The following is a 19,793-nucleotide window of genomic DNA, read 5'->3' on the forward strand; positions in this document are numbered from 1 at the left end:
CGGCGCCCGGGGTGACCGGCGCCGCAACCAGGATGCTCTGTTCGCGCCACGCTCAGCCGTGGCGCGCGTTTAAGGAGAGGGAGTATGTATATCGGCATCGATCTGGGGACGTCGGGCGTCAAAGCCATCCTGCTCAATGAGCAGGGTGAGGTAGTGGCATCGCATACCGAAAAACTCACCGTCTCGCGTCCGCATCCGCTGTGGTCGGAGCAAGATCCCGAACAGTGGTGGCTGGCGACGGACACGGCGATGAAAGCCCTGGGCGCGCAGCATAGCCTGCGCGACGTGAAGGCGCTGGGCATTGCCGGGCAGATGCACGGCGCCACCCTACTGGATAAATCGTTACAGGTGCTGCGTCCGGCCATTTTATGGAATGACGGCCGCTGCGCCGAAGAGTGCCAGCTGCTGGAAGACAAAGTCAGCGCTTCCCGGCAGATCACCGGCAACCTGATGATGCCGGGCTTTACGGCGCCGAAGCTCTTATGGGTACAGCGCCACGAGGCGGCAGTGTTCAGCCAGGTCGATAAAGTGCTGCTGCCCAAGGATTATCTGCGCCTGCGCATGACCGGCGAGCTCGCCAGCGATATGTCTGACGCCGCCGGCACGATGTGGCTGGACGTCGCCCGGCGCGACTGGAGCGACGAGATGCTCGCCGCCTGCGATCTCAGTCGGGATGCGATGCCGGCGCTGTTCGAAGGCAGCGACGTCACCGGGCAACTGCGACCTGAGGTGGCGCAGGCGTGGAATATGCCGCCGGCGCTGGTGGTGGGCGGCGGGGGCGATAACGCCGCGGGCGCGGTCGGGGTCGGCATGGCCGATGCCGGTCAGGCGATGCTGTCGCTGGGTACGTCAGGCGTCTACTTCGCCGTCAGTGAAGGGTTCCTTAGCAAACCCGAAAGCGCGGTGCACAGCTTCTGCCATGCCCTGCCGGGCCGCTGGCATTTGATGTCGGTGATGCTCAGCGCGGCCTCCTGTCTGGACTGGGCGGCAAAATTAACCGGTCTCGCCAGCGTGCCGGCGCTGATCGCGGCGGCGCAGACGGCGGATGAAAGCGCCGGTCCGGTGTGGTTCCTGCCCTATCTGTCTGGCGAACGCACGCCGCACAACAACCCGCAGGCTAAGGGCGTCTTTTTTGGCCTGACGCATCAGCATGGGCCGGCAGAGCTGGCGCGGGCGGTGCTGGAAGGGGTGGGCTATGCGCTGGCGGATGGTATGGACGTGGTGCACGCCTGCGGCATCAAGCCGCAGAGCATCACGCTTATCGGCGGCGGGGCGCGCAGCGCTTACTGGCGGCAAATGCTGGCGGATATCAGCGGCCTGCAGCTCGATTACCGTACCGGGGGCGATGTCGGCCCGGCGCTGGGGGCGGCCAGGCTGGCGCAGCTGGCGGTTCACGACGAGGCAGACCGCCCCGGGCTGCTGAAGCCGCTGCCGCTTGAACAAGCCCATCGCCCGGACGATCGCCGTGTGGCCCACTATGCGCCGCAGCGGGAAACCTTCCGCCAGATTTATCAGCAACTGAAACCGCTGATGTCTTAGCCTCAGTCCGTCCGGCAGCGCCGGGCGGATTCCCTTCCTGAATGTCCCGGCTACATCCATCCATAAATGCGTATTTATTTATTCCGAAATCTCCGCTTTGTCGTACGTAATCTGAGGCATCGACGAGGGAGTCGGTCATAATCAGCCCCTGTCGACCAGGGAGGTGAGATGATCACAAAACGCAATATTGCCAGGGGGATGATGGCGGCAGGATCGCTGGTTTATCTGCTCGGTATCTGGCGGACCTGCCCGCTGTTCAGCGGCAAAGGGTATTTTCTCGGCGTGCTGGTGATGGGGATGTTTGCTGTTCTCGCCCATCAGCGCGCCAGTCAGTGGCAGGAACAGGACGACGGTTTTATTGCCTTATGCCGGCTGGTGCTGCTGCTATCGGTCGGCCTGCTGCTGGTCGGCGCCTGGTATGTACCGGCAGACTGGCATGAAAAAGCCGTCTATATCGCGGCATGGTTTGTCTGCTTATATGGCGCATCGGCAACCCCCGAACGGACCCGCATCGCCCGCGCGATGCAAAAAACGGAATAAGCGCCGCCCCGAGGCGCGTAAAAGGTAAAAAGTGATGGAAAACAAGCACGCGACGTATTCTCCTGCGTTTCATTTGATCTCCTGGATTGCCCTGATCGGCGGCATCGTCACCTATCTGGTGGGGCTGTGGAATGCCGATATACAGTTGAATGAGAAAGGCTATTATTTTGCCGTCCTGGTACTGGGGCTGTTTGCCGCGGCATCTTATCAAAAGACGGTGCGCGATAAGTATGAAGCCATTCCGACCACCGCGCTGTACTACACCACCTGTCTGGTGGTCTTCGTTATCGCTGTAGGTCTGCTGGTTATCGGACTGTGGAATGCCACTCTGCTGCTCAGCGAGAAAGGGTTCTATGGGCTGGCGTATTTTTTGAGCCTGTTTGGCGCTGTTGCGGTACAGAAAAACGTGCGTGATGTCTGGGACCCGACGCGCTTACGGGAACCTCTCAGCGTGACGGAAGAGGGGCCTGAGACGTAAGTCGGGCCCCTCCGGGCGGCGGACCGTTAGCTGACCAGCCGGCGGCTATCAATCCGCTGCACCAGGCCTGACAGCAGCAGGCTGCCGAGCAGGGCGGCGCTAAATATCCACACAATATCCAGCAGCGGCCAGCGGGATAGCTCCAGATGGCTGGCGCGCAGCGCATGCACTATCAGGGCATGAAAGCCGTAGATCCCCAGCGAATGTCGCGCAATGCAGGCGATACCGGGCAGGGGACGCGCGTTAAGCCAGTTTTTGGCCAGCGTCAGCAGGGTGACCGCGCAAACAAACACCGCCGGTCCGCAGTAGAGATACCAGGTGTCGCCGAAGTCTCCGCGCCAGCGCAGCTCATGCAGCGTGCCGCGGGAAATGACCCACACGGCGGCGATGAACAGCGCGGCGCAGAGCGGTGTTAGCCATTTTTTATCGGTGTCCAGGGTGCCAATGGCTCTGCCCAGCACGCCGTAGAGCACGTAGTAGAAGGTGTCGCCGTTGATATAAAGGTTGACTGGCAGCCACTCAATCCCGGCGGCTTTAACGCTGACCATATTGGGGTTGGCCAGAATGCCGAGGATCGCCATCAGCGCCAGCAGCATTGTGCTACTGGTGGACTTAACCTGAAGCAGCGGCGAGAGCAGGTAGATGACGGCGATAGCAAAGAAAAACCACAGGTGGTAGAAGACGGGCTTCTGCAGCAAATTCTTTAACGACAGCTCGACGTTGATATGGGTAAACAGCGTGATATACAGCAGAGATAGCGCGCTATAGAACGCAATGCACAGGCCAATCCGCCAGAAATGGCGCGGCTGGGCGCTGCGTTCCCCAAAAAAGAGGTAGCCCGAGATCATAAAAAACAGCGGCACGCTGACGCGGGAGGCGGAATTGAGCAGATTGGCGATATCCCATTGCAGCAGGGTAATCGCATGGGGGTGAGTGATATACCAGCTGGTGCTGTGGATCATCACCACCATCATGCAGGCGATGCCGCGCAGGTTGGTGATCCAGTGTATCTTTTCTTGCATCAGTCCCTCAATGTCTGCTGGAGAAATAAGATATGACCTGCCCGGTTTCCCGGTGTCGCAATAGATTAGTCTGAGTTTTCGGTCACAGACTTGTCGCAGTTTCATGATATTCGCAAAATACCTGTAATACTGAATCTTTAAGATAACAACTTGCTAACAAGGCGGTGGAGGAGAACGTGGTGAAAGGTGTTGTTTCCGTCATGCTGGTGCTGCTCCTCGCGGGCTGCAGCGAGACCGTCTCCCCGCCGACGCAAAAAGCGCAGCGCGCTCGTATTACGCCGCAAACCACGCTCAATATGGCGCAGCTTTGCAAGGATCAGGCGGCTATCCGCTATAACACGCAAACGCAGCTCGTTGACGTGAACCACTTTGAACAATTCCAGGCGAGCTATGAGCTTTCTGGCCGTACCGGCAAGAATGAGCGTTTCATCTGTTCCTTTGACCCGGACGGCCAGTTTATGCATCTTTCGATGCGCTGAATCGACCCCGCCTGGCGTAAATTTCGTCCGTTTTCCTGAAACAACGCCGTTTCGTACTGTATATCTCGCAGCCAGCGGGTATACTGACTCCTTCCTTTAAATCCACACGTATCCAGCACGAAATCATATGCAAAAGTTTGATACCAGGACCTTCCAGGGCCTGATCCTGACCTTACAGGATTACTGGGCTCGTCAGGGCTGCACCATTGTTCAACCACTGGACATGGAAGTCGGCGCCGGCACCTCTCACCCGATGACCTGCCTGCGCGCGTTAGGACCGGAGCCGATGGCGACCGCCTACGTACAGCCTTCCCGTCGTCCAACCGATGGCCGCTATGGCGAAAACCCGAACCGTTTACAGCACTACTATCAGTTCCAGGTGGTGATTAAACCCTCTCCGGACAACATCCAGGAGCTGTACCTCGGGTCGCTGAAAGAGCTGGGTATGGACCCGACTATCCACGACATTCGCTTTGTCGAAGACAACTGGGAAAACCCGACGCTGGGCGCCTGGGGTCTGGGCTGGGAAGTGTGGCTCAACGGCATGGAAGTGACGCAGTTCACCTACTTCCAGCAGGTCGGCGGCCTCGAGTGTAAGCCGGTGACCGGCGAGATCACCTACGGTCTGGAGCGTCTGGCGATGTACATCCAGGGCGTGGACAGCGTCTATGACCTGGTCTGGAGCGATGGCCCGCTGGGGAAAACCACCTACGGCGACGTGTTCCACCAGAACGAAGTGGAGCAGTCCACCTATAACTTCGAATATGCCGACGTTGACTTCCTGTTCACCTGCTTCGAACAGTATGAGAAAGAGGCCCAGCAGCTGCTGGCGCTGGAGACCCCGCTGCCGCTGCCGGCCTACGAGCGTATTCTGAAAGCGGCTCACAGCTTCAACCTGCTGGATGCGCGTAAAGCCATCTCCGTCACCGAGCGTCAGCGCTATATCCTGCGCATTCGCACCCTGACTAAAGCAGTGGCGGAAGCGTACTACGCTTCCCGTGAAGCGCTCGGCTTCCCGATGTGCAACAAGAATAAATAAGAGGCGGCCATGTCTGAGAATACTTTTCTGGTGGAAATCGGCACTGAAGAGCTGCCACCAAAAGCGCTGCGCAGCCTGGCGGAATCTTTTGCTGCGAATGTGACCGCGGAGCTGGATAACGCTGGCCTCGCGCACGGTAAAGTGGAATGGTTTGCCGCCCCGCGTCGTCTGGCGCTGAAGGTGGCCAACCTGGCGGCGGCGCAAGCCGATCGCGAAGTGGAAAAACGCGGCCCGGCTATTGCCCAGGCGTTCGATGCCGAAGGCAAGCCAAGCAAAGCGGCCGAAGGCTGGGCGCGCGGCTGCGGTATCACCGTCGATCAGGCCGAACGTCTGACCACGGACAAAGGCGAGTGGTTGCTGTATCGCGCCCATGTGAAGGGTGAAAGCACCGAAGCGCTGCTGCCGAACATGATTGCCAGCTCGCTGGCGAAGCTACCGATCCCGAAACTGATGCGCTGGGGCGCGTCTGACGTCCACTTCGTGCGTCCGGTACACACGGTGACTTTGCTGCTGGGTGACAAAGTGATCCCGGCCACTATCCTTGGTATTCCGTCCGATCGCGTGATTCGCGGGCATCGCTTTATGGGCGAGCCGGAGTTCACCATCGACCATGCCGACCAGTACCCGCAGATCCTGCTGGAGCGCGGTAAAGTCATCGCCGATTACGAACAGCGTAAAGCCAAAATCAAAGCTGATGCGCAAGAGGCGGCGCGTAAGATCGGCGGTCAAGCCGATCTGAGCGAAAGCCTGCTGGAAGAGGTCACCTCGCTGGTGGAATGGCCGGTGGTGCTGACGGCGAAGTTCGAAGAAAAATTCCTCGCGGTGCCGTCTGAAGCGCTGGTTTACACCATGAAGGGCGACCAGAAGTACTTCCCGGTCTACGACAACGCCGGCAAACTGCTGCCGAACTTTATCTTCGTGGCCAACATCGAGTCCAAAGATCCGCAGCAGATCATCTCCGGTAACGAGAAGGTGGTCCGTCCGCGTCTGGCCGATGCCGAGTTCTTCTTCAATACCGACCGTAAAAAACGTCTGGAAGATAACCTGCCGCGTCTGGAAACCGTGCTGTTCCAGCAGCAGCTGGGCACCCTGCGCGACAAGACCGATCGCATCCAGGCGCTGGCGGGCTGGATTGCCGAACAGATTGGCGCTGACGTGAACCACGCAACCCGCGCGGGCCTGCTGTCCAAGTGCGACCTGATGACCAACATGGTCTTCGAGTTCACCGACACCCAGGGCGTGATGGGGATGCACTACGCGCGCCATGACGGCGAAGCGGAAGACGTGGCCGTGGCGCTGAACGAGCAGTATCAGCCGCGATTTGCTGGCGACGCGCTGCCATCTAATCCGGTGGCCTGCGCGGTAGCGATTGCCGATAAGATGGACACCCTGGCGGGTATCTTTGGTATCGGTCAGCATCCGAAAGGCGATAAAGACCCGTTTGCGCTGCGTCGCGCCGCGCTGGGCGTGCTGCGTATCATCGTTGAGAAGAACCTGGATCTCGATCTGCAGACGCTGACCGAAGAAGCGGTTCGTCTGTACGGTGAGAAGCTGACCAACGCCAACGTGGTTGATGATGTGATCGACTTTATGCTGGGCCGCTTCCGTGCCTGGTATCAGGACGAAGGCTACGGCGTCGACACGATCCAGGCGGTACTGGCGCGTCGTCCAACCCGCCCGGCGGATTTCGATGCGCGTATGAAGGCGGTATCGCACTTCCGTACTCTGGAAGAGTCCTCCGCGTTGGCGGCGGCAAACAAACGTGTCTCCAACATCCTCGCGAAATCCGATGAGACGCTGAACGACATCGTTCACGCTTCGGTGCTGAAAGAAGCGGCGGAAATTAAGCTGGCGGGTAATCTGGTGGTGCTGCGCGACAAGCTGCAGCCGTATTTCGCCGCAGGCCGTTATCAGGATGCGCTGATTGAGCTGGCCGCGCTGCGCGAGCCGGTGGATGAGTTCTTCGAGAACGTGATGGTTAACGCTGAAGACAAAGATGTTCGCATCAACCGTCTGACGCTGCTGTCCAAACTGCGTGAACTGTTCCTGCAGGTCGCGGATATTTCTCTGCTGCAGTAAGCGTATCGGAAATAATAAAAGACCTGCCTCAGGGCAGGTTTTTTTATACGTGAAATATGAATAGGTGAACCGTTAATAATTCTGTCATTGATATCTTCATTATTTTCATTCATCGAGAAGAAACGTTTTAGGAATATATAAACATAATTCCGAGAGGTATTTACGCTAGAATGGCGGCGGGTGCTTGAGACTATGTTTCTCAGGTATTCAGCGGGAGACAGACAGAGAAAAGCCCCACCTGATAGTAATCAAAGTGCACTGCGCCCATTTAGTTGGACTCTCAAATTGGAGAGTTCCATGTCCAGACGTAAGTACACCTTTCAACAGCGCCTCGAAGTGGTTATGCACTATTTCGCTACCGATGAAGGCTATCGCTTAACTTCAGCTCGCTTTAACGTTCCCAGAACCCAGGTAAGAATTTGGGTTGCAGCCTATGATGCTTATGGAGAAGAAGGTCTGAAGCCCAGGGATAAGGGCGTATCAATCGATCCCGATATCAGAGTCGAAGCCGTGAAGGCTGTACTGACGGGACAGATTTCCCAGACGCAGGCTGCTGCGAAATTTAACGTCGCGGGTTCGGCCTCGGTTGGGAAGTGGATGAAGGTGTTCAGCGAACATGGAGAGGAAGGGCTTCGTTCTCTCCGTGTGGGCAAGAAAAGGGCACTTCATATGATTGATGATCCTGTTGCGCTTGAGGTAGAACTGGAGCGTTCGAAAGATAAACGTATTCAGGAGCTTGAACAAAAAGTCCGCCGTCTGGAATTGCGGATACTTTATTTAAAAAAGTTGAAAGCCTTAGTTCGGTAAGGGATAAGGTCAGAATTATCGACGAACTGAGGCAGCACTATTCGTTCGACCAGCTTTTGCAGATAGCTCAGATACCCAGGAGTACGTTTTACTATCATCTGAAAGCACTCCGCTCTCCGGGAAAATACGATGAAGTGAAATGCAGAATCAAAGAGATCTATGATGAGAACCTGGGCCGCTATGGTTATCGGCGGATAGCACTGGCGCTCAGAAGAGAGGGAGGAGCGTTGAACCACAAAGTGGTTCAACGTCTGATGAATGTGCTTCGTCTCAAAGCTGCGATAAGAGTGAAGCGCTACAGTTCATGGCGGGGTGAACATGGGCGCGCTGCTGACAATATCCTGCAACGAAACTTCAAAGCCAGCCGGCCCAACGAAAAATGGGTCACCGATGTCACTGAATTCGCCGTCAGTGGCCGCAAACTCTACCTTTCACCCATTATTGATCTCTTCAATAACGAAGTGATCTCCTACAGTATTTCAGAACATCCAACCATGCCGATGATCGATGACATGCTCATTAAGGCATTTGCCAGGCTTGATGCGGGTACCAATCCGGTTCTTCATTCAGATCAGGGCTGGCAATACCGTCATCGATGGTACCAGTATCAGTTACGGGAGTTTGGCATCATCCAAAGTATGTCCCGCAAAGGCAACTGCCTCGATAATGCCTGTGCAGAATGTTTTTTCGGGACTTTAAAATCAGAATGTTTTTACACCAGTAAATTTAAGGATATTGATGAACTTAAGATAGTTATTGAGGATTACATACGATACTACAATACCCGACGAATTAGCCTTAAATTCAAGGGACTCAGCCCGGTTGAATACCGCCTAAAGAGCTATCCAGGCAGAAATTAACAAGGCTCTGTACAGGGATTCTATCAGGAAACCTGAACGTCGTTGGACACGCTCACGCAAATGTCTGCTATGAGCGATGAGCGGATATTCACACCGACTGATAGCTGATTTTGAGTTACCAAAAAAAGCACTCCTATTCAGTACTAAAAAGATGGTAATGTTTCATAAAATCTCTTAGGCCTTGCAGGAATGGTTTTGAAATGAATGGATCTTGTTTGTGTGGAACAATTGAATTTGAACTTACTCATAAACCAGCAGTGTTTTATCGTTGTCATTGCTCGCTTTGCAGAAAGCAGAGCGGCGTGGGTTACAATCTCGCCACACTAGTGAAAGACAGTGAGTTTCGCTGGATAAAGGGGAAAAACTGCGTTGCTTCATGGTCTAAGCCAACGGGGTACCGTACAGATTTTTGCAATGTATGTGGCTCAACTGTGCCTAACAGTCTGCGAGACGTACCTTATGTCTGGGTTCCTGTTGGTTTAATTGACGAACGTCTTGACATGGAATGTGCAGGAGACTTCTGCACTGATGATGCAATGCCCTGGGATGAAACCCGCTCACCTAGTGGCCACGCTGGACCTGTCGAGTCGCTTGCCTCGCTTTTAAAGTGCCTGAAACTCAATTTCTGAGCGTCCGCACCCAGCACAAAGCGGACATCAGTATTCAAAAAAATAAAAAAACGATGATTTTATGTATAGCATATGCTATACGTGGTGGTTGTGCTATTCTTGTAAAGCAAATGCTATACAAGAGAGGTGTGTATGAAATCAGATGTTCAGCTCAACCTAAGAGCTAAAGAGTCTCAGAGAGCACTCATCGATGCCGCTGCAGAGATCCTTCATAAATCGCGAACCGACTTTATCCTGGAGATGGCCTGCAAGGCTGCGGAGAATGTGATCCTTGATCGCCGTGTTTTCAATTTTAACGACGAACAGTATGCAGAGTTCATCGATATGCTCGATGCACCAGTCGAGGATGAGCCCGCCATTAATAAACTACTGGCAAGGAAACCTCAGTGGGACGTATAACCGCGCCCGAGCCGTTATCCAGCGCTCATCAGCTGGCTGAGTTCGTCAGTGGAGAGACAGTCCTCGATGAATGGCTAAACCAGAGAGGTTTAAAAAATCAAGCTCTTGGCGCTGCCCGAACGTTCGTTGTTTGCAAGAAGGGTACGAAGCAAGTAGCTGGTTTTTACTCTTTGGCCACCGGTAGCGTTAACCATACGGAAGCGACAGGCAGTCTTCGGCGTAACATGCCAGATCCTATACCGGTGATTATACTCGCTCGCCTGGCGGTAGATGTCTCATTGCGCGGAAAAGGGCTTGGCGCTGATTTACTTCATGATGCAGTACTTCGTTGCTATCGGGTTGCCGAGAATATAGGTGTACGTGCAATCATGGTTCATGCGCTCACAGAAGAAGCCAAAAATTTCTACATTCACCATGGTTTCAAACCATCACAAACTCAGCCGCGGACACTGTTCCTCAGACTCCCTCAGTAATGCGAAAGGACCTTTTGTTCGGAACTTTATGAGCAATAATTAAATAGTGCGCATGCGGTTAGTTCAATAGACATACTTCATGTGAGAAGATGGTGAACGAGTTATTGGCTAGACAAGAATGCACGTGCAGTAGGAATGCTGTGGAATGGATAATACAGCTGCGAAATTGATTATTTAGCATTATAGGGAACAAAAAAGAGCCCATGTATTAAATGGACTCTTTCTCTGATGCCTCGGTTAATCTGTCCAACTTTTTGGGGTCAGTACAAAGTGAGGCTCCCCTATGCATGAACACCATAAGAGTAGCCTCTTACTTGTTGAAAATCAACACTGGAGGCGAGGAATGCCGCAAAAGTATCTGTTGTTTGGCTTAGTAGTGATTTGCTTCACTATTTTATTATTGACCTGGATGGTTCGTGATTCGCTATGTGAATTACAGCTCAGGCAGGGAAATATTGAGCTGGTGGCATTCTTAGCCTGTGATATTAAACAGTAAGAGCATCTGGTGGGGATCTATCCCCACCATGCTTGCGGTGTCAGGCATTCTCAATGCACCCTTTCATTGTTCACCAAATAAATCCTTTGCCTCCTGATATCAGGAGGCCTTTTTATTTTTACAAGATCGTTGAATAAAACAGGCTTGCAACGCATACCGGAGTGTGGCTATCCTATGTCCCGACGAATCCCTCGTCTCACCGGAGCGCGCCCCACAAATGAACAAACACGACTGATGAATTTCACGCCTTACCTCGCAGACCTTGCGGGTAGGGGAGTATTGATTTCATTCAGGAGTGCTTATGGCTCATTGCGCCCACATCCCCGCTTTTGTTTTACATCAGGTCACCTGTCAGTTTGCGACGGGACAGACCCTGTTTGGTCCGCTCAGCGTCTCGCTGGAACCGTCCCTTTGCGGCCTGGTCGGCCGGAACGGCGTCGGCAAGACGCGTCTGCTGCGTCTGCTGGCGGGCCTTGATTCTCCTGCCGGCGGCCATATTGAGCGCGCCGCCGCCGTTGCCTGGGTAGCGCAGCAGCCGACGCTCACGCCGGAGACCACCCTCGCTACGCTGCTGGGCTATGCGTCGGTTTTTGCCGCCTTGTCTCGCCTTGAACAGGGCCAAGGGCTGGCCGACGATTTCGATCTGTTAGATGGTCACTGGGATCTCACCGATCGCCTGAGTTTAGCGTTCCGTGAAGCCGATCTCCCGCCGTTCTCTGCCGATCGCCCCGCGTTTTCACTCAGCGGCGGCGAGCGGATGAAGGCTCTGCTGTGCGGCGCCTTCGTCTCGGGCGCCGATTATCTGCTGCTGGATGAGCCTACCAACCATCTGGACCGCCAGGGGCGGGAGTGGCTCTATCACCAACTGGAAAGCTGGCAGGGCGGGGCTCTGATCGCCAGCCACGACCGCGAGCTGCTGACGCGGATGCCGAGGATTATTGAGCTGACGCCGATGGCGCTGCGCAGCTACGGCGGCAACTATGATGAATATCAGCGCCAGCGTATGGCGGAGCAGCAGGCCGCGCGCGCGGCGCTGGAGCATGCCGTGACCGACCGACGGCGCACCCGCGCGCGAATGCAAAAGGAGCATGACGCCGCCCAGCGGCGCTCGGCTCAGACGCTGCGTACCGTTGATACGCTAAATATCGCCTCCTTCGAACGCGTGAAGTACAAAGGCGCGGCAAAAGAGCGCCCGGGAGCGCTGCGCCGTCAACATCGTGAACAGAACAGCAGTCTGAATGCCGCCGTGCAGCAGGCGCGGGAGCGGATAGAAGACGACAATCCGGTGATGTTCACCCTGCCGGGTAGCGAAGTGGCCGCCGGCAAGCAGGTGCTGGTGGTGGAGTCATTACAGCTCGACCATGCGCCGGCTGCGCCGCTGAACTGGCGTATCGATGGCCCGATGCGCATCGCGCTAAAGGGGCCAAACGGCTGTGGCAAAACCACTTTGCTGAAAACGCTGTTGGGGCTGGAGCAGGCCGCGTCAGGCGATGTCCGGCTTTCGGTGAGCGCCGCTTACCTCGATCAACATCTGACGCAGCTGGATTTATCCCTGTCGGTAATGGCGCACCTGAGCCTGGAAGATACCCCACTGGATGAGGGCCTCCTGCGCACCCGCCTGGCGCAGCTCCAGCTGGGCGCGGATAAGGTCACTCTGCCGCTGTCGGCGCTCAGCGGCGGCGAGCGCCTGAAAGCGGCGCTGGCGTGCGTGCTCTGGCGATGCGAGCCTGCCCAGCTGCTTTTGTTGGATGAGCCAACCAACCATCTCGATTTAGCGTCGACGCAGGCTATTGAAAGCGCGCTGGCGGCGTTTCCCGGCGCGATGCTGGTGGTGTCGCATGATGAGGCGTTTTTACAAGGTCTGAAGCTGACCCATAGTCTGGCGTGGCGGGAGACGGGCTGGCACTTTTCCCTGCTCTGAATGCCCGGTAGCCGCCATCTTATGCTGGCGGCTACTGGCGACAGATAAAAAAAATCCCCGCCATCAGGCAGGGATTCTCGATTCTTAGCGGCTTGAACTTACAGAGAAGTTACGTTGCCAGCTGCCGGGCCTTTAGCGCCGCTTTCGATGGTGAAGGATACTTTCTGACCTTCGTCCAGGGATTTGTAGCCATCGTTCTGGATAGCAGAGAAGTGTACGAACACGTCTTTAGAGCCATCGTCAGGAGTGATGAAGCCGAAGCCTTTGTCAGCGTTGAACCATTTTACGATACCAGTCATTTTACCGGACATAGTGAATTACCTTTAAAAAAATAAGTGAGCCTTGCGGCGTAGGGGTCTGGACTACAGATTTAAAGCGATAAAGGGAAAGTTCACTACGGGGGTATCTTTGGATAACCTTAGAAGGACTGCTCTATTCGACTGCTCTGTGGTCTGTACATCAAACCTGCGAGCATTAACGCACGTTCAGCACCTGATAGCAAACTTTTTTTACGGTGCAGCGGCAAAAGCTCCCTTACTGGCCTTTGCCGCTGCGCGCGAGATTAATCGAGTAATTGTCGTGAAAGCTGTGGATTGGCCTGAATCAGGCGCATCAATTTCAGCTCGGTGGGAGACGGTCTGACCCGTCTCGACTCCCACTCTCTTACCATGGCGACGCTCACGCCCATGACGTTGGCAAAGTCGTCAATCTTAAGTCCAGTGCCTTTACGCAGCTGTTCAAATTCACTAAATACAGTGGACTTACGGTTTGAGGTAAGTTTCTGATTATCATCCTTAAAAACGATGTGTTCCAGGCTGCTCAGCAGTTCAAACACGGGATCTTTATATTCCATTGAGAACTCCTTTTATCACACAGCGGAAAAGATTTTTCTATAGCTCATTAAGAATAGTCAGAAAATGGCGCAAGGGATGGTAACGTCGGTGATTATTTGCCAACAGGCTATCGAATCTGCCCCGACAACCAAACGGCAGCGTAGCCTAAAAGAATGATTATTAACGCGATGAGGTGGCTTCGAAAATTTTTGTAAACGGATAAGAAAAAAGTGGCAAAGCCGGCGCGGGGCGCCGGCTTATAGGGTTAGGCTTTCTGCAGGCTTCTCGCCTCATCTGTCGTCGCCGGCACGGATTTACTGACCCGGTACTTGATCAGCAGCGCAATGGCTGACAGGAACGCCGGGATGGCCAGCAGGGTGAAAATGGTCTCAAAGGAGAGCTGAGCCTGCATCAGGAAGGCGCCGCTGAACGCGCCGAGGATGCCGCCGAAGCGGCCGATACCCAGCATCCAGGCGACGCCGGTGGCGCGCCCCTGCGTCGGATAGAAGCCAGCCGCCAGCGCCGGCATCGACGACTGCGCGCCGTTCATAATGCTACCGGCGATAAAGACCATCACTCCCATTAGCGCCAGGCTGCTGGTGGAGAAACCCACCAGGCAGACAAAAACGCCGGTCAGCAGCCAGCCGACGGCCACCACTTTATTGGGGTTGATCTTGTCCATCAGGGCTCCGAGGATCAGCACGCCAATCCCGCCGCCGAGCGGGAACAGGGCGGTGATAATTGAGGCCTGACTCATCGAGGCGCCGGTTTCACGGATGAGCAGCGGCAGCCAGCTGGTCAGCAGATAGAAAATCAGCAGGCCCATAAAGTAGGTCAGGCACAGCATCACGGTACCCACCGCGTAGCGAGGGGAGAAAATGACGCCGATCGCGGATTTCTCTTTCACCTGGCCTGCTTCGCGTAGTACAAATTCCACCGCCTTCGGCAGCGGCGCGATACGGCGCAGGATAGCAGCAATGCGCTGCGCCGGGTGCTGCTTCACCACCAGATAGCGGACGGACTCTGGCAGCAGGAATATTAATGCCACCGCCAGCAGGAGGGGCATCACGCCGCCCAGCACCAGCACGCTCTGCCAGCCATAGTGCGGGATCATCCAGGCGGATAAAAAGCCGCCCAGCGAAGATCCCATCGGAAAGCCGACAAACATCAGGTTCACCAGCAGCGCCCGACGGCGCTCCGGCGCATATTCACTCATTAGCGTCGCGGCATTCGGCATCGCCGCGCCAAGGCCCAGACCGGTCAGGAAGCGCAGCAGCGTCAGCTGATTAAGGCTGGTGGCGAAGGCGGTGAGCAGGCTGAATCCGCCGAACACCACGATCGACATGATCAGCACTTTTTTGCGGCCGATGCGGTCAGCCAGCGGCCCTGCGGTTAAGGCGCCGACCGCCAGGCCCACCAGCGCGGCGCTCATCACCGGGCCGAGGGCCGATTTTTCCACGCCCCACTCTTGCACCAGGTCGGAGGCGATGAACCCGATAATTGCGGTATCGAACCCGTCCATCGCGACGGTGATAAAGCAGAGCGCAAGGATCATCCACTGGTAGCGGGTGAAGGGGTGCTCGTTGATAAAGGCCTGAATGTCGATGGTTGTCTTAGTCATACGGCTTTCCTGGCAGACTGAGCGAGGGACAGAGGTTTATTATTATCGTCGCCTTCGCGTCGTTGAGTTTGATTTGTGCGATAATCGAACATGTCGCCGTTAATCGCTCATTCATCAAATCATTGAAGTGCGAGGCAGGCAATCCAGACGCGTGCCAAAGCGTGCGATTATCGTCCGCTTTAAGGCGCAGTGCCGGGTTGTGGCTTTTCATTTATATTAATATCAATGACTTATGAAGTTCTGACCCACCTGATCTTAAGACCATATTTGTGATGCGCATAACAGACGTTCTACAGCGCGACGATGGCGTGCAAAATGGTGTTTTTCCCGCGTAAGATTAGCAGGAAAGGGTATCCTGCGAGGCCGAGCTGGACTATCCTTGTCAGCGTCTGGCACGTGTGTGCCGTTGTGCGCTTTTTTTGGCTGAAAGGAGTAAAAAAATGGCGACAGGAAAGTCCTGCTCTCGCTGGTTTGCGGCTATGGCGGCCTTATTGATGGTGGTTAGCCTGAGTGGGTGTTTTGATAAAGAGGGCGATCAGCGCAAAGCGTTTATCGACTTCCTGCAGAATACGGCGATGCGTAGCGGTGAACGTCTGCCGACGCTGACCGCCGATCAGAAAAAACAGTTTGGGCCTTTTGTCTCTGACTACGCGGTGATCTACGGTTACTCGCAGCAGGTGAGCCAGGCGATGGACGCTGGTCTGCGCCCGGTGGTGGACAGCGTCAATGCGATCCGCGTCCCGCAGGATTATATGACCCAGCGTGAGCCGCTGCGTCAGGCGAACGGCGCGCTGGGCGTGCTCAGCCAGCAGCTGCAGAATGCGAAAATGCAGGCCGATGCCGCGCATGGCGCGCTGAAGCAGGCTGACGATCTCAAGCCGGTCTTCGATCAGGTTTACGCCAAGGTGGTGACGGCGCCAGCCGACGCGCTGCAGCCGCTGATCCCGGCCGCGCAGATCTTTACCCAGCAGCTGGTTCAGGTTGGGGATTTTGTCGCTCAGCAGGGGACGCAGGTGAGCTTTGTGGCCAACGGCATTCAGTTCCCGACCTCCCAGCAGGCCAGCCAGTACAATGCGCTGATTGGGCCGCTGGCGGCGCAGCATCAGGCGTTTAATCAGGCATGGACGGCGGCGGTGAACGCCACCCGTTAATGCTTCATCTGGCTGACGTTGGCTGCGGCGAACGGGCAGGATGATGGACAGGATGCAAAAAGAACCCGGGGAGGGCGGTTGCCGCCGTTACCCGGGTTTTTTTATGGCTTATTTTACCTGCGGATTGACGCAGTTTTTCTCTACGTTGCCGTTCAGGGCGTCGATCAGGTTGTCCACCGCGCAGGCCGCCATATTGTAGCGCGTCTCATGGGTGGCGGAGCCGATATGCGGCAGCGCGACGACGTTCGGCAGGCTCAGCAGCGGTGAGTCCTTGGCCAGCGGTTCGTGTTCGAACACATCGAGACCGGCAGCGTGGATCTCACCGTTCTGCAGGGCGGCGATCAGCGCCTGCTCGTCCACTACCGGGCCACGCCCGGCGTTAATGAAGATGGCGGAAGATTTCATTTTGGCAAACTGCGCCTGACCGAACAGATGGTGAGTCTCTTCGCTCAGGGGCAGGATCAGGCAGACAAAGTCAGCCTCCTGCAGCAGGGTATCGAGATCGCAATAGCGGGCATTGAAGCGTTCTTCCGCCTGCGGATGCTGGCGACGCGCGTTATACAGGATCGGCATGCCGAACCCGAAGTGGGCGCGCTGCGCCAGCGCCATACCGATGCGGCCCATGCCGACGATGCCTAAGGTTTTATGGTGAACATCCGTGCCGAACCAGTCCGGACCAATGCTCTTCGTCCATTCACCCGCTTTGACGCGCTCCGCCACTTCCACTACCCGACGCGCGGTACTCAGCACCAGCGCCATGACCGTATCGGCGACTGTCTCGGTCAGCACGGTCGGGGTATGCATCAGCAGCACCCGGCGGGCGTTCAGCGCCTCGACGTCGAAGTTGTCATAGCCAACGGAAACGGTGGAGGTCGCACGCAGCTTCGGCATCTTCTCCAGCAGCGCGGCGTCAACCTTTTCGCTGGAGCCCAGCAGGCCTTCAGCCTGGGCGAAGGCCTCAGCGTGCTGCGAAACGGTCTCCGGCCGCAGGTTTTTCACCTGAGTGACGGAAAAGTGCTCCTCCAGACGCTGTAGCAGGTCGTCGGGAAGCGTTTTATAGAGAATGACAGACGGCTTCATGCGAATCTCCGTAGTATGAGTCGTTCAGGCGTGATGAGCGCCAAGTGGAAGGTTTTGATTATTAGCAGGCTTAACAATCAAAGTCAGCCATACTGAGGCGAAAAGCGCTACCCCCATAAAAATATAGGACGCTGCGGGGCTGCCGGTGGCGCCGTTCAGGTAGCCGACAAACCACGAGCCGCAGAAGGAGCCCAGGGCGCCCATGCTGTTGATCAGCGCCATGGCGCCCCCGGCGACGTTGCGCGGCAGCATTTCCGGAATAATGGCGAAGAAGGGGCCGTAAGGCGCATACATTGCCGCCCCGGCTACCACCAGCAGGGTGTAGGAGACCCAGAAGTGGTTGGCGCCGACCGCCCAGGAACCGATGAAGGCCAGTCCGCCAATCAGCAGCAGCGGCCAGACGAACAGCTTACGGTTTTGCAGTTTATCCGAGGCCCAGGAGACGACGATCATGGCGATGGTGGCCGCCAGGTACGGGACAGAAGAGAGCCAGCCCACTTCCACCATCCCCATATTTTCACCGCCGCTGCGGATAATCGACGGCAGCCACAGTACAAAGCCGTATACGCCGATACTCCAGGCAAAATACTGCGCGCAGAGCAGGATCACGTTGCGGGAGCGGAAGGCTTCGCCATAGTTACGCACCGCTTTGATGCCTTGCTGTTCACGATCCAGTTGTTCCTGCAGCGCCGCTTTTTCACTCTCCGCCAGCCAGGACACCTGCGACGGCTTATCTTTCACCAGCACCCACCAGCAGAAGGCCCAGATCACCGCCGGCACCCCTTCGATGATGAACATTTCCCGCCAGCCGAAGGCCTGAATCAGGTAGCCGGAGACTACCGACATCCACAGGACCGTCACCGGGTTACCGAGGATCAGGAAGGTGTTGGCGCGAGAGCGCTCTGATTTGGTGAACCAGTTGCTGATATAGATAAGCATCGCCGGCATCACCGCGGCTTCGACGACGCCGAGGATAAAGCGGATCGCCGCCAGCGCCGGGATATTATGCACAATACCGGTCAGGGAGGCGCAACCGCCCCACAGGATCAGGCAGATAAAGATCAGTTTGCGAACGCTGCGGCGCTCCGCATAGATAGCGCCGGGGATCTGGAAGAAGAAGTAGCCGAGGAAGAACAGCGCCCCCAGCAGGGAGGAGATCCCCTTGGTGATGCCCAGGTCTTCGGTAATGCCTGCCGCGGAGGCGAAGCTGAAGTTGGCGCGGTCGAGGTACGCCAGGCTATACGTGATAAACACGATAGGCATGATGTACCACCAGCGTTTCGTTGCATTTGTTGAGCTATTCATAGGCTTGCCTCTGTCAATGAGGAGACATACGTCCGTCGAAACGGACGCTGCTGTGCCGCGCTGCAGGTAGGGTACAGGACGGCTGTTATCGTTGCGTAGAAAAGTTACTCGCCCAGCGCGTCGCGAGTGGGCAGCCCCTCGCTGTCGCCCTGGACCTGAATCGCCAGCGAACCGATTTTATTGCCGCGGTTCACCGCCTGAAGCAGGGTTTTGCCTTCCAGCAGGGCGCTAATCACCCCGACGGCAAAGCCGTCGCCGGCGCCGACGGTATCGACGACGTTATCAACTTTAATGGCATCGACCGTTCCCTGTTCGCCGCTGGCGCTCTTGAACCAGGCGCCGTCGCAGCCGGTTTTAATGACTACCGCCTTGACGCCGCGGGAGAGATAGAAATCGGCAATCCCTTCCGGGGTCTGCTGGCCGGTAAGAATCACGCCCTCTTTTAAGCCTGGCAAAACCCAGTCAGCCTGGAAGGCGAGACGGTTGAGTTTCTCCACCATCTCGGCTTCGCTTTTCCACAGCACCGGGCGCAGATTGGGGTCGAAAGAGAGGGTTTTTCCTTCGGCTTTCATTACCTTCGCCGCATGCTCCAGCAACGCGTAAGAGCTCTCAGAAAGGGCCGCCGCGACGCCGCTCAGGTGTAGATGGCGGGCGCTGGTGAAGTAGTCGGCGCGAAAATCGTCCGGCGAAAGATGGCTGGCTGCGGATCCTTTGCGGAAATACTCCACAATGGGATCGGTTCCATTTTCGACTTTCGATTTCATCTGGAAACCGGTAGCGAAGCGGTTGTCGATGGCCACAGCGTGGCTATCGATCCCCTCTTTCGCCAGCGATTGCAGTACGAAGCGGCCAAAGCTGTCGTTGCCGACGCGGCTCACCCAGCCGACTTTCAGACCCAGGCGCGCCAGGCCGGTGGCGACGTTCAGCTCGGCGCCGGCGACACGTTTCATGAAATGCTCCACCTCGGCCAGATCCCCGGTTTCGGTGGCGACAAACATGGCCATAGCTTCGCCGATGGTGATGACATCTAAATTTTCCACGA

General features: G+C 56.3%; 20 protein-coding genes. 13 read left to right on the top strand and 7 right to left on the bottom strand.

The genetic code is table 11. The features are described from left to right. The first annotated feature begins 84 nt into the window (after positions 1 to 84). From xylB to yiaA, 3 genes are all read left to right on the top strand, one after another. On the top strand, positions 85 to 1,539 hold the full coding sequence (gene xylB / locus AB1E37_RS00930) for a xylulokinase (RefSeq protein ID WP_004150156.1): 1,455 nt from the start codon (positions 85 to 87) through the stop codon (positions 1,537 to 1,539). A gap of 168 nt (positions 1,540 to 1,707) precedes the next feature. Continuing rightward, a complete protein-coding gene (gene yiaB / locus AB1E37_RS00935; RefSeq protein ID WP_004181516.1) occupies positions 1,708 to 2,079 on the top strand; it encodes an inner membrane protein YiaB in 372 nt (123 codons plus the stop codon). Between the two features lie 31 nt (positions 2,080 to 2,110). Continuing rightward, the gene (gene yiaA, locus AB1E37_RS00940; RefSeq protein WP_162550534.1) at positions 2,111 to 2,557 is read left to right on the top strand and encodes an inner membrane protein YiaA; all 447 of its coding nucleotides are present in this window, start codon (positions 2,111 to 2,113) and stop codon (positions 2,555 to 2,557) included. A gap of 26 nt (positions 2,558 to 2,583) precedes the next feature. Here the strand turns inward: yiaA and AB1E37_RS00945 are convergent, their stop codons facing one another. Continuing rightward, positions 2,584 to 3,579: an acyltransferase gene (locus AB1E37_RS00945; protein ID WP_016946692.1), complete on the bottom strand. Its 996-nt coding sequence runs from the start codon at positions 3,577 to 3,579 to the stop codon at positions 2,584 to 2,586. A 179-nt stretch (positions 3,580 to 3,758) separates the two neighbouring features. Here AB1E37_RS00945 and AB1E37_RS00950 point away from each other — a divergent pair, with 179 nt between their 5' ends. The 9 genes from AB1E37_RS00950 (at position 3,759) to AB1E37_RS00990 (ending at position 12,761) form a co-directional block, all read left to right on the top strand. Beyond that, a complete protein-coding gene (locus tag AB1E37_RS00950) occupies positions 3,759 to 4,058 on the top strand; it encodes a YsaB family lipoprotein (RefSeq protein WP_002922129.1) in 300 nt (99 codons plus the stop codon). 127 nt (positions 4,059 to 4,185) lie between these two features. Next, positions 4,186 to 5,097: a glycine--tRNA ligase subunit alpha gene (glyQ, locus tag AB1E37_RS00955; RefSeq protein WP_002922128.1), complete on the top strand. Its 912-nt coding sequence runs from the start codon at positions 4,186 to 4,188 to the stop codon at positions 5,095 to 5,097. 9 nt (positions 5,098 to 5,106) lie between these two features. Then, positions 5,107 to 7,176: a glycine--tRNA ligase subunit beta gene (glyS, locus tag AB1E37_RS00960; RefSeq protein WP_002922127.1), complete on the top strand. Its 2,070-nt coding sequence runs from the start codon at positions 5,107 to 5,109 to the stop codon at positions 7,174 to 7,176. Between the two features lie 297 nt (positions 7,177 to 7,473). Then, positions 7,474 to 8,843 (top strand): IS3 family transposase gene (locus tag AB1E37_RS00965; RefSeq protein WP_087661561.1). Its coding sequence is split into 2 segments (ribosomal slippage): positions 7,474 to 7,963 and positions 7,963 to 8,843, totalling 1,371 coding nucleotides; the frame shifts between segments, so codons are not numbered across the junction. A gap of 200 nt (positions 8,844 to 9,043) precedes the next feature. Continuing rightward, positions 9,044 to 9,472, top strand: coding sequence for a GFA family protein (locus AB1E37_RS00970; RefSeq protein ID WP_072001701.1), 429 nt, complete (start codon positions 9,044 to 9,046; stop codon positions 9,470 to 9,472). A gap of 132 nt (positions 9,473 to 9,604) precedes the next feature. After that, positions 9,605 to 9,871 (top strand): DUF1778 domain-containing protein, encoded by a 267-nt coding sequence (locus AB1E37_RS00975; protein ID WP_003026799.1) that lies wholly within the window; start codon positions 9,605 to 9,607, stop codon positions 9,869 to 9,871. Continuing rightward, complete coding sequence (locus AB1E37_RS00980; RefSeq protein ID WP_004901283.1) at positions 9,859 to 10,344, top strand: GNAT family N-acetyltransferase; 486 nt, start codon at positions 9,859 to 9,861, stop codon at positions 10,342 to 10,344. The genes AB1E37_RS00975 and AB1E37_RS00980 overlap by 13 nt, the downstream gene beginning before the upstream one ends. Before the next feature lie 343 nt (positions 10,345 to 10,687). Next, the gene (gene hokA, locus AB1E37_RS00985) at positions 10,688 to 10,840 is read left to right on the top strand and encodes a type I toxin-antitoxin system toxin HokA (protein ID WP_012967075.1); all 153 of its coding nucleotides are present in this window, start codon (positions 10,688 to 10,690) and stop codon (positions 10,838 to 10,840) included. A gap of 301 nt (positions 10,841 to 11,141) precedes the next feature. After that, positions 11,142 to 12,761 (top strand): ATP-binding cassette domain-containing protein, encoded by a 1,620-nt coding sequence (locus AB1E37_RS00990; protein WP_040237813.1) that lies wholly within the window; start codon positions 11,142 to 11,144, stop codon positions 12,759 to 12,761. A gap of 98 nt (positions 12,762 to 12,859) precedes the next feature. Here AB1E37_RS00990 and cspA read toward each other — a convergent pair whose 3' ends face one another. The 3 genes from cspA to AB1E37_RS01005 all read right to left on the bottom strand — a co-directional run bounded on the left by cspA (position 12,860) and on the right by AB1E37_RS01005 (position 15,215). After that, on the bottom strand, positions 12,860 to 13,072 hold the full coding sequence (gene cspA / locus AB1E37_RS00995) for an RNA chaperone/antiterminator CspA (protein WP_000014594.1): 213 nt from the start codon (positions 13,070 to 13,072) through the stop codon (positions 12,860 to 12,862). A gap of 251 nt (positions 13,073 to 13,323) precedes the next feature. After that, the gene (locus tag AB1E37_RS01000; protein WP_002921931.1) at positions 13,324 to 13,614 is read right to left on the bottom strand and encodes an HTH-type transcriptional regulator; all 291 of its coding nucleotides are present in this window, start codon (positions 13,612 to 13,614) and stop codon (positions 13,324 to 13,326) included. 245 nt (positions 13,615 to 13,859) lie between these two features. Further along, complete coding sequence (locus AB1E37_RS01005) at positions 13,860 to 15,215, bottom strand: aromatic acid/H+ symport family MFS transporter (RefSeq protein ID WP_004188196.1); 1,356 nt, start codon at positions 15,213 to 15,215, stop codon at positions 13,860 to 13,862. A 440-nt stretch (positions 15,216 to 15,655) separates the two neighbouring features. On the opposite strand from AB1E37_RS01005, the gene AB1E37_RS01010 reads away from it, so the two are divergent. Then, positions 15,656 to 16,366, top strand: a complete 711-nt coding sequence (locus AB1E37_RS01010) for a DUF3053 domain-containing protein (protein ID WP_002921929.1) — start codon at positions 15,656 to 15,658, stop codon at positions 16,364 to 16,366. A 108-nt stretch (positions 16,367 to 16,474) separates the two neighbouring features. Here AB1E37_RS01010 and ghrB read toward each other — a convergent pair whose 3' ends face one another. From ghrB to AB1E37_RS01025, 3 genes are all read right to left on the bottom strand, one after another. Further along, a complete protein-coding gene (ghrB, locus tag AB1E37_RS01015) occupies positions 16,475 to 17,446 on the bottom strand; it encodes a glyoxylate/hydroxypyruvate reductase GhrB (RefSeq protein WP_004145219.1) in 972 nt (323 codons plus the stop codon). Positions 17,447 to 17,470: 24 nt separating this feature from the next. Continuing rightward, positions 17,471 to 18,751: an MFS transporter gene (locus tag AB1E37_RS01020; protein WP_002921927.1), complete on the bottom strand. Its 1,281-nt coding sequence runs from the start codon at positions 18,749 to 18,751 to the stop codon at positions 17,471 to 17,473. A 104-nt stretch (positions 18,752 to 18,855) separates the two neighbouring features. Further along, positions 18,856 to 19,791: a sugar kinase gene (locus AB1E37_RS01025; RefSeq protein ID WP_002921921.1), complete on the bottom strand. Its 936-nt coding sequence runs from the start codon at positions 19,789 to 19,791 to the stop codon at positions 18,856 to 18,858. Positions 19,792 to 19,793 lie beyond the last annotated feature (2 nt).

This window comes from Klebsiella sp. Shm-1 (assembly GCF_040804525.1).
In the GTDB taxonomy this organism is placed as follows: domain Bacteria; phylum Pseudomonadota; class Gammaproteobacteria; order Enterobacterales; family Enterobacteriaceae; genus Klebsiella; species Klebsiella pneumoniae.

Excerpts from the sequence above, each read along its gene's own strand:
- AB1E37_RS01005 (WP_004188196.1), bottom strand. The coding sequence starts at position 15,215 with ATGACTAAGACAACCATCGACATTCAGGCCTTTATCAACGAGCACCCC.
- xylB (WP_004150156.1), top strand. The coding sequence starts at position 85 with ATGTATATCGGCATCGATCTGGGGACGTCGGGCGTCAAAGCCATCCTG.
- AB1E37_RS01020 (WP_002921927.1), bottom strand. The coding sequence starts at position 18,751 with ATGAATAGCTCAACAAATGCAACGAAACGCTGGTGGTACATCATGCCT.
- glyS (WP_002922127.1), top strand. The coding sequence starts at position 5,107 with ATGTCTGAGAATACTTTTCTGGTGGAAATCGGCACTGAAGAGCTGCCA.
- yiaB (WP_004181516.1), top strand. The coding sequence starts at position 1,708 with ATGATCACAAAACGCAATATTGCCAGGGGGATGATGGCGGCAGGATCG.
- AB1E37_RS01000 (WP_002921931.1), bottom strand. The coding sequence starts at position 13,614 with ATGGAATATAAAGATCCCGTGTTTGAACTGCTGAGCAGCCTGGAACAC.
- AB1E37_RS00975 (WP_003026799.1), top strand. The coding sequence starts at position 9,605 with ATGAAATCAGATGTTCAGCTCAACCTAAGAGCTAAAGAGTCTCAGAGA.
- AB1E37_RS00945 (WP_016946692.1), bottom strand. The coding sequence starts at position 3,579 with ATGCAAGAAAAGATACACTGGATCACCAACCTGCGCGGCATCGCCTGC.
- AB1E37_RS00990 (WP_040237813.1), top strand. The coding sequence starts at position 11,142 with ATGGCTCATTGCGCCCACATCCCCGCTTTTGTTTTACATCAGGTCACC.
- glyQ (WP_002922128.1), top strand. The coding sequence starts at position 4,186 with ATGCAAAAGTTTGATACCAGGACCTTCCAGGGCCTGATCCTGACCTTA.
- ghrB (WP_004145219.1), bottom strand. The coding sequence starts at position 17,446 with ATGAAGCCGTCTGTCATTCTCTATAAAACGCTTCCCGACGACCTGCTA.
- AB1E37_RS01010 (WP_002921929.1), top strand. The coding sequence starts at position 15,656 with ATGGCGACAGGAAAGTCCTGCTCTCGCTGGTTTGCGGCTATGGCGGCC.
- AB1E37_RS00970 (WP_072001701.1), top strand. The coding sequence starts at position 9,044 with ATGAATGGATCTTGTTTGTGTGGAACAATTGAATTTGAACTTACTCAT.
- hokA (WP_012967075.1), top strand. The coding sequence starts at position 10,688 with ATGCCGCAAAAGTATCTGTTGTTTGGCTTAGTAGTGATTTGCTTCACT.
- cspA (WP_000014594.1), bottom strand. The coding sequence starts at position 13,072 with ATGTCCGGTAAAATGACTGGTATCGTAAAATGGTTCAACGCTGACAAA.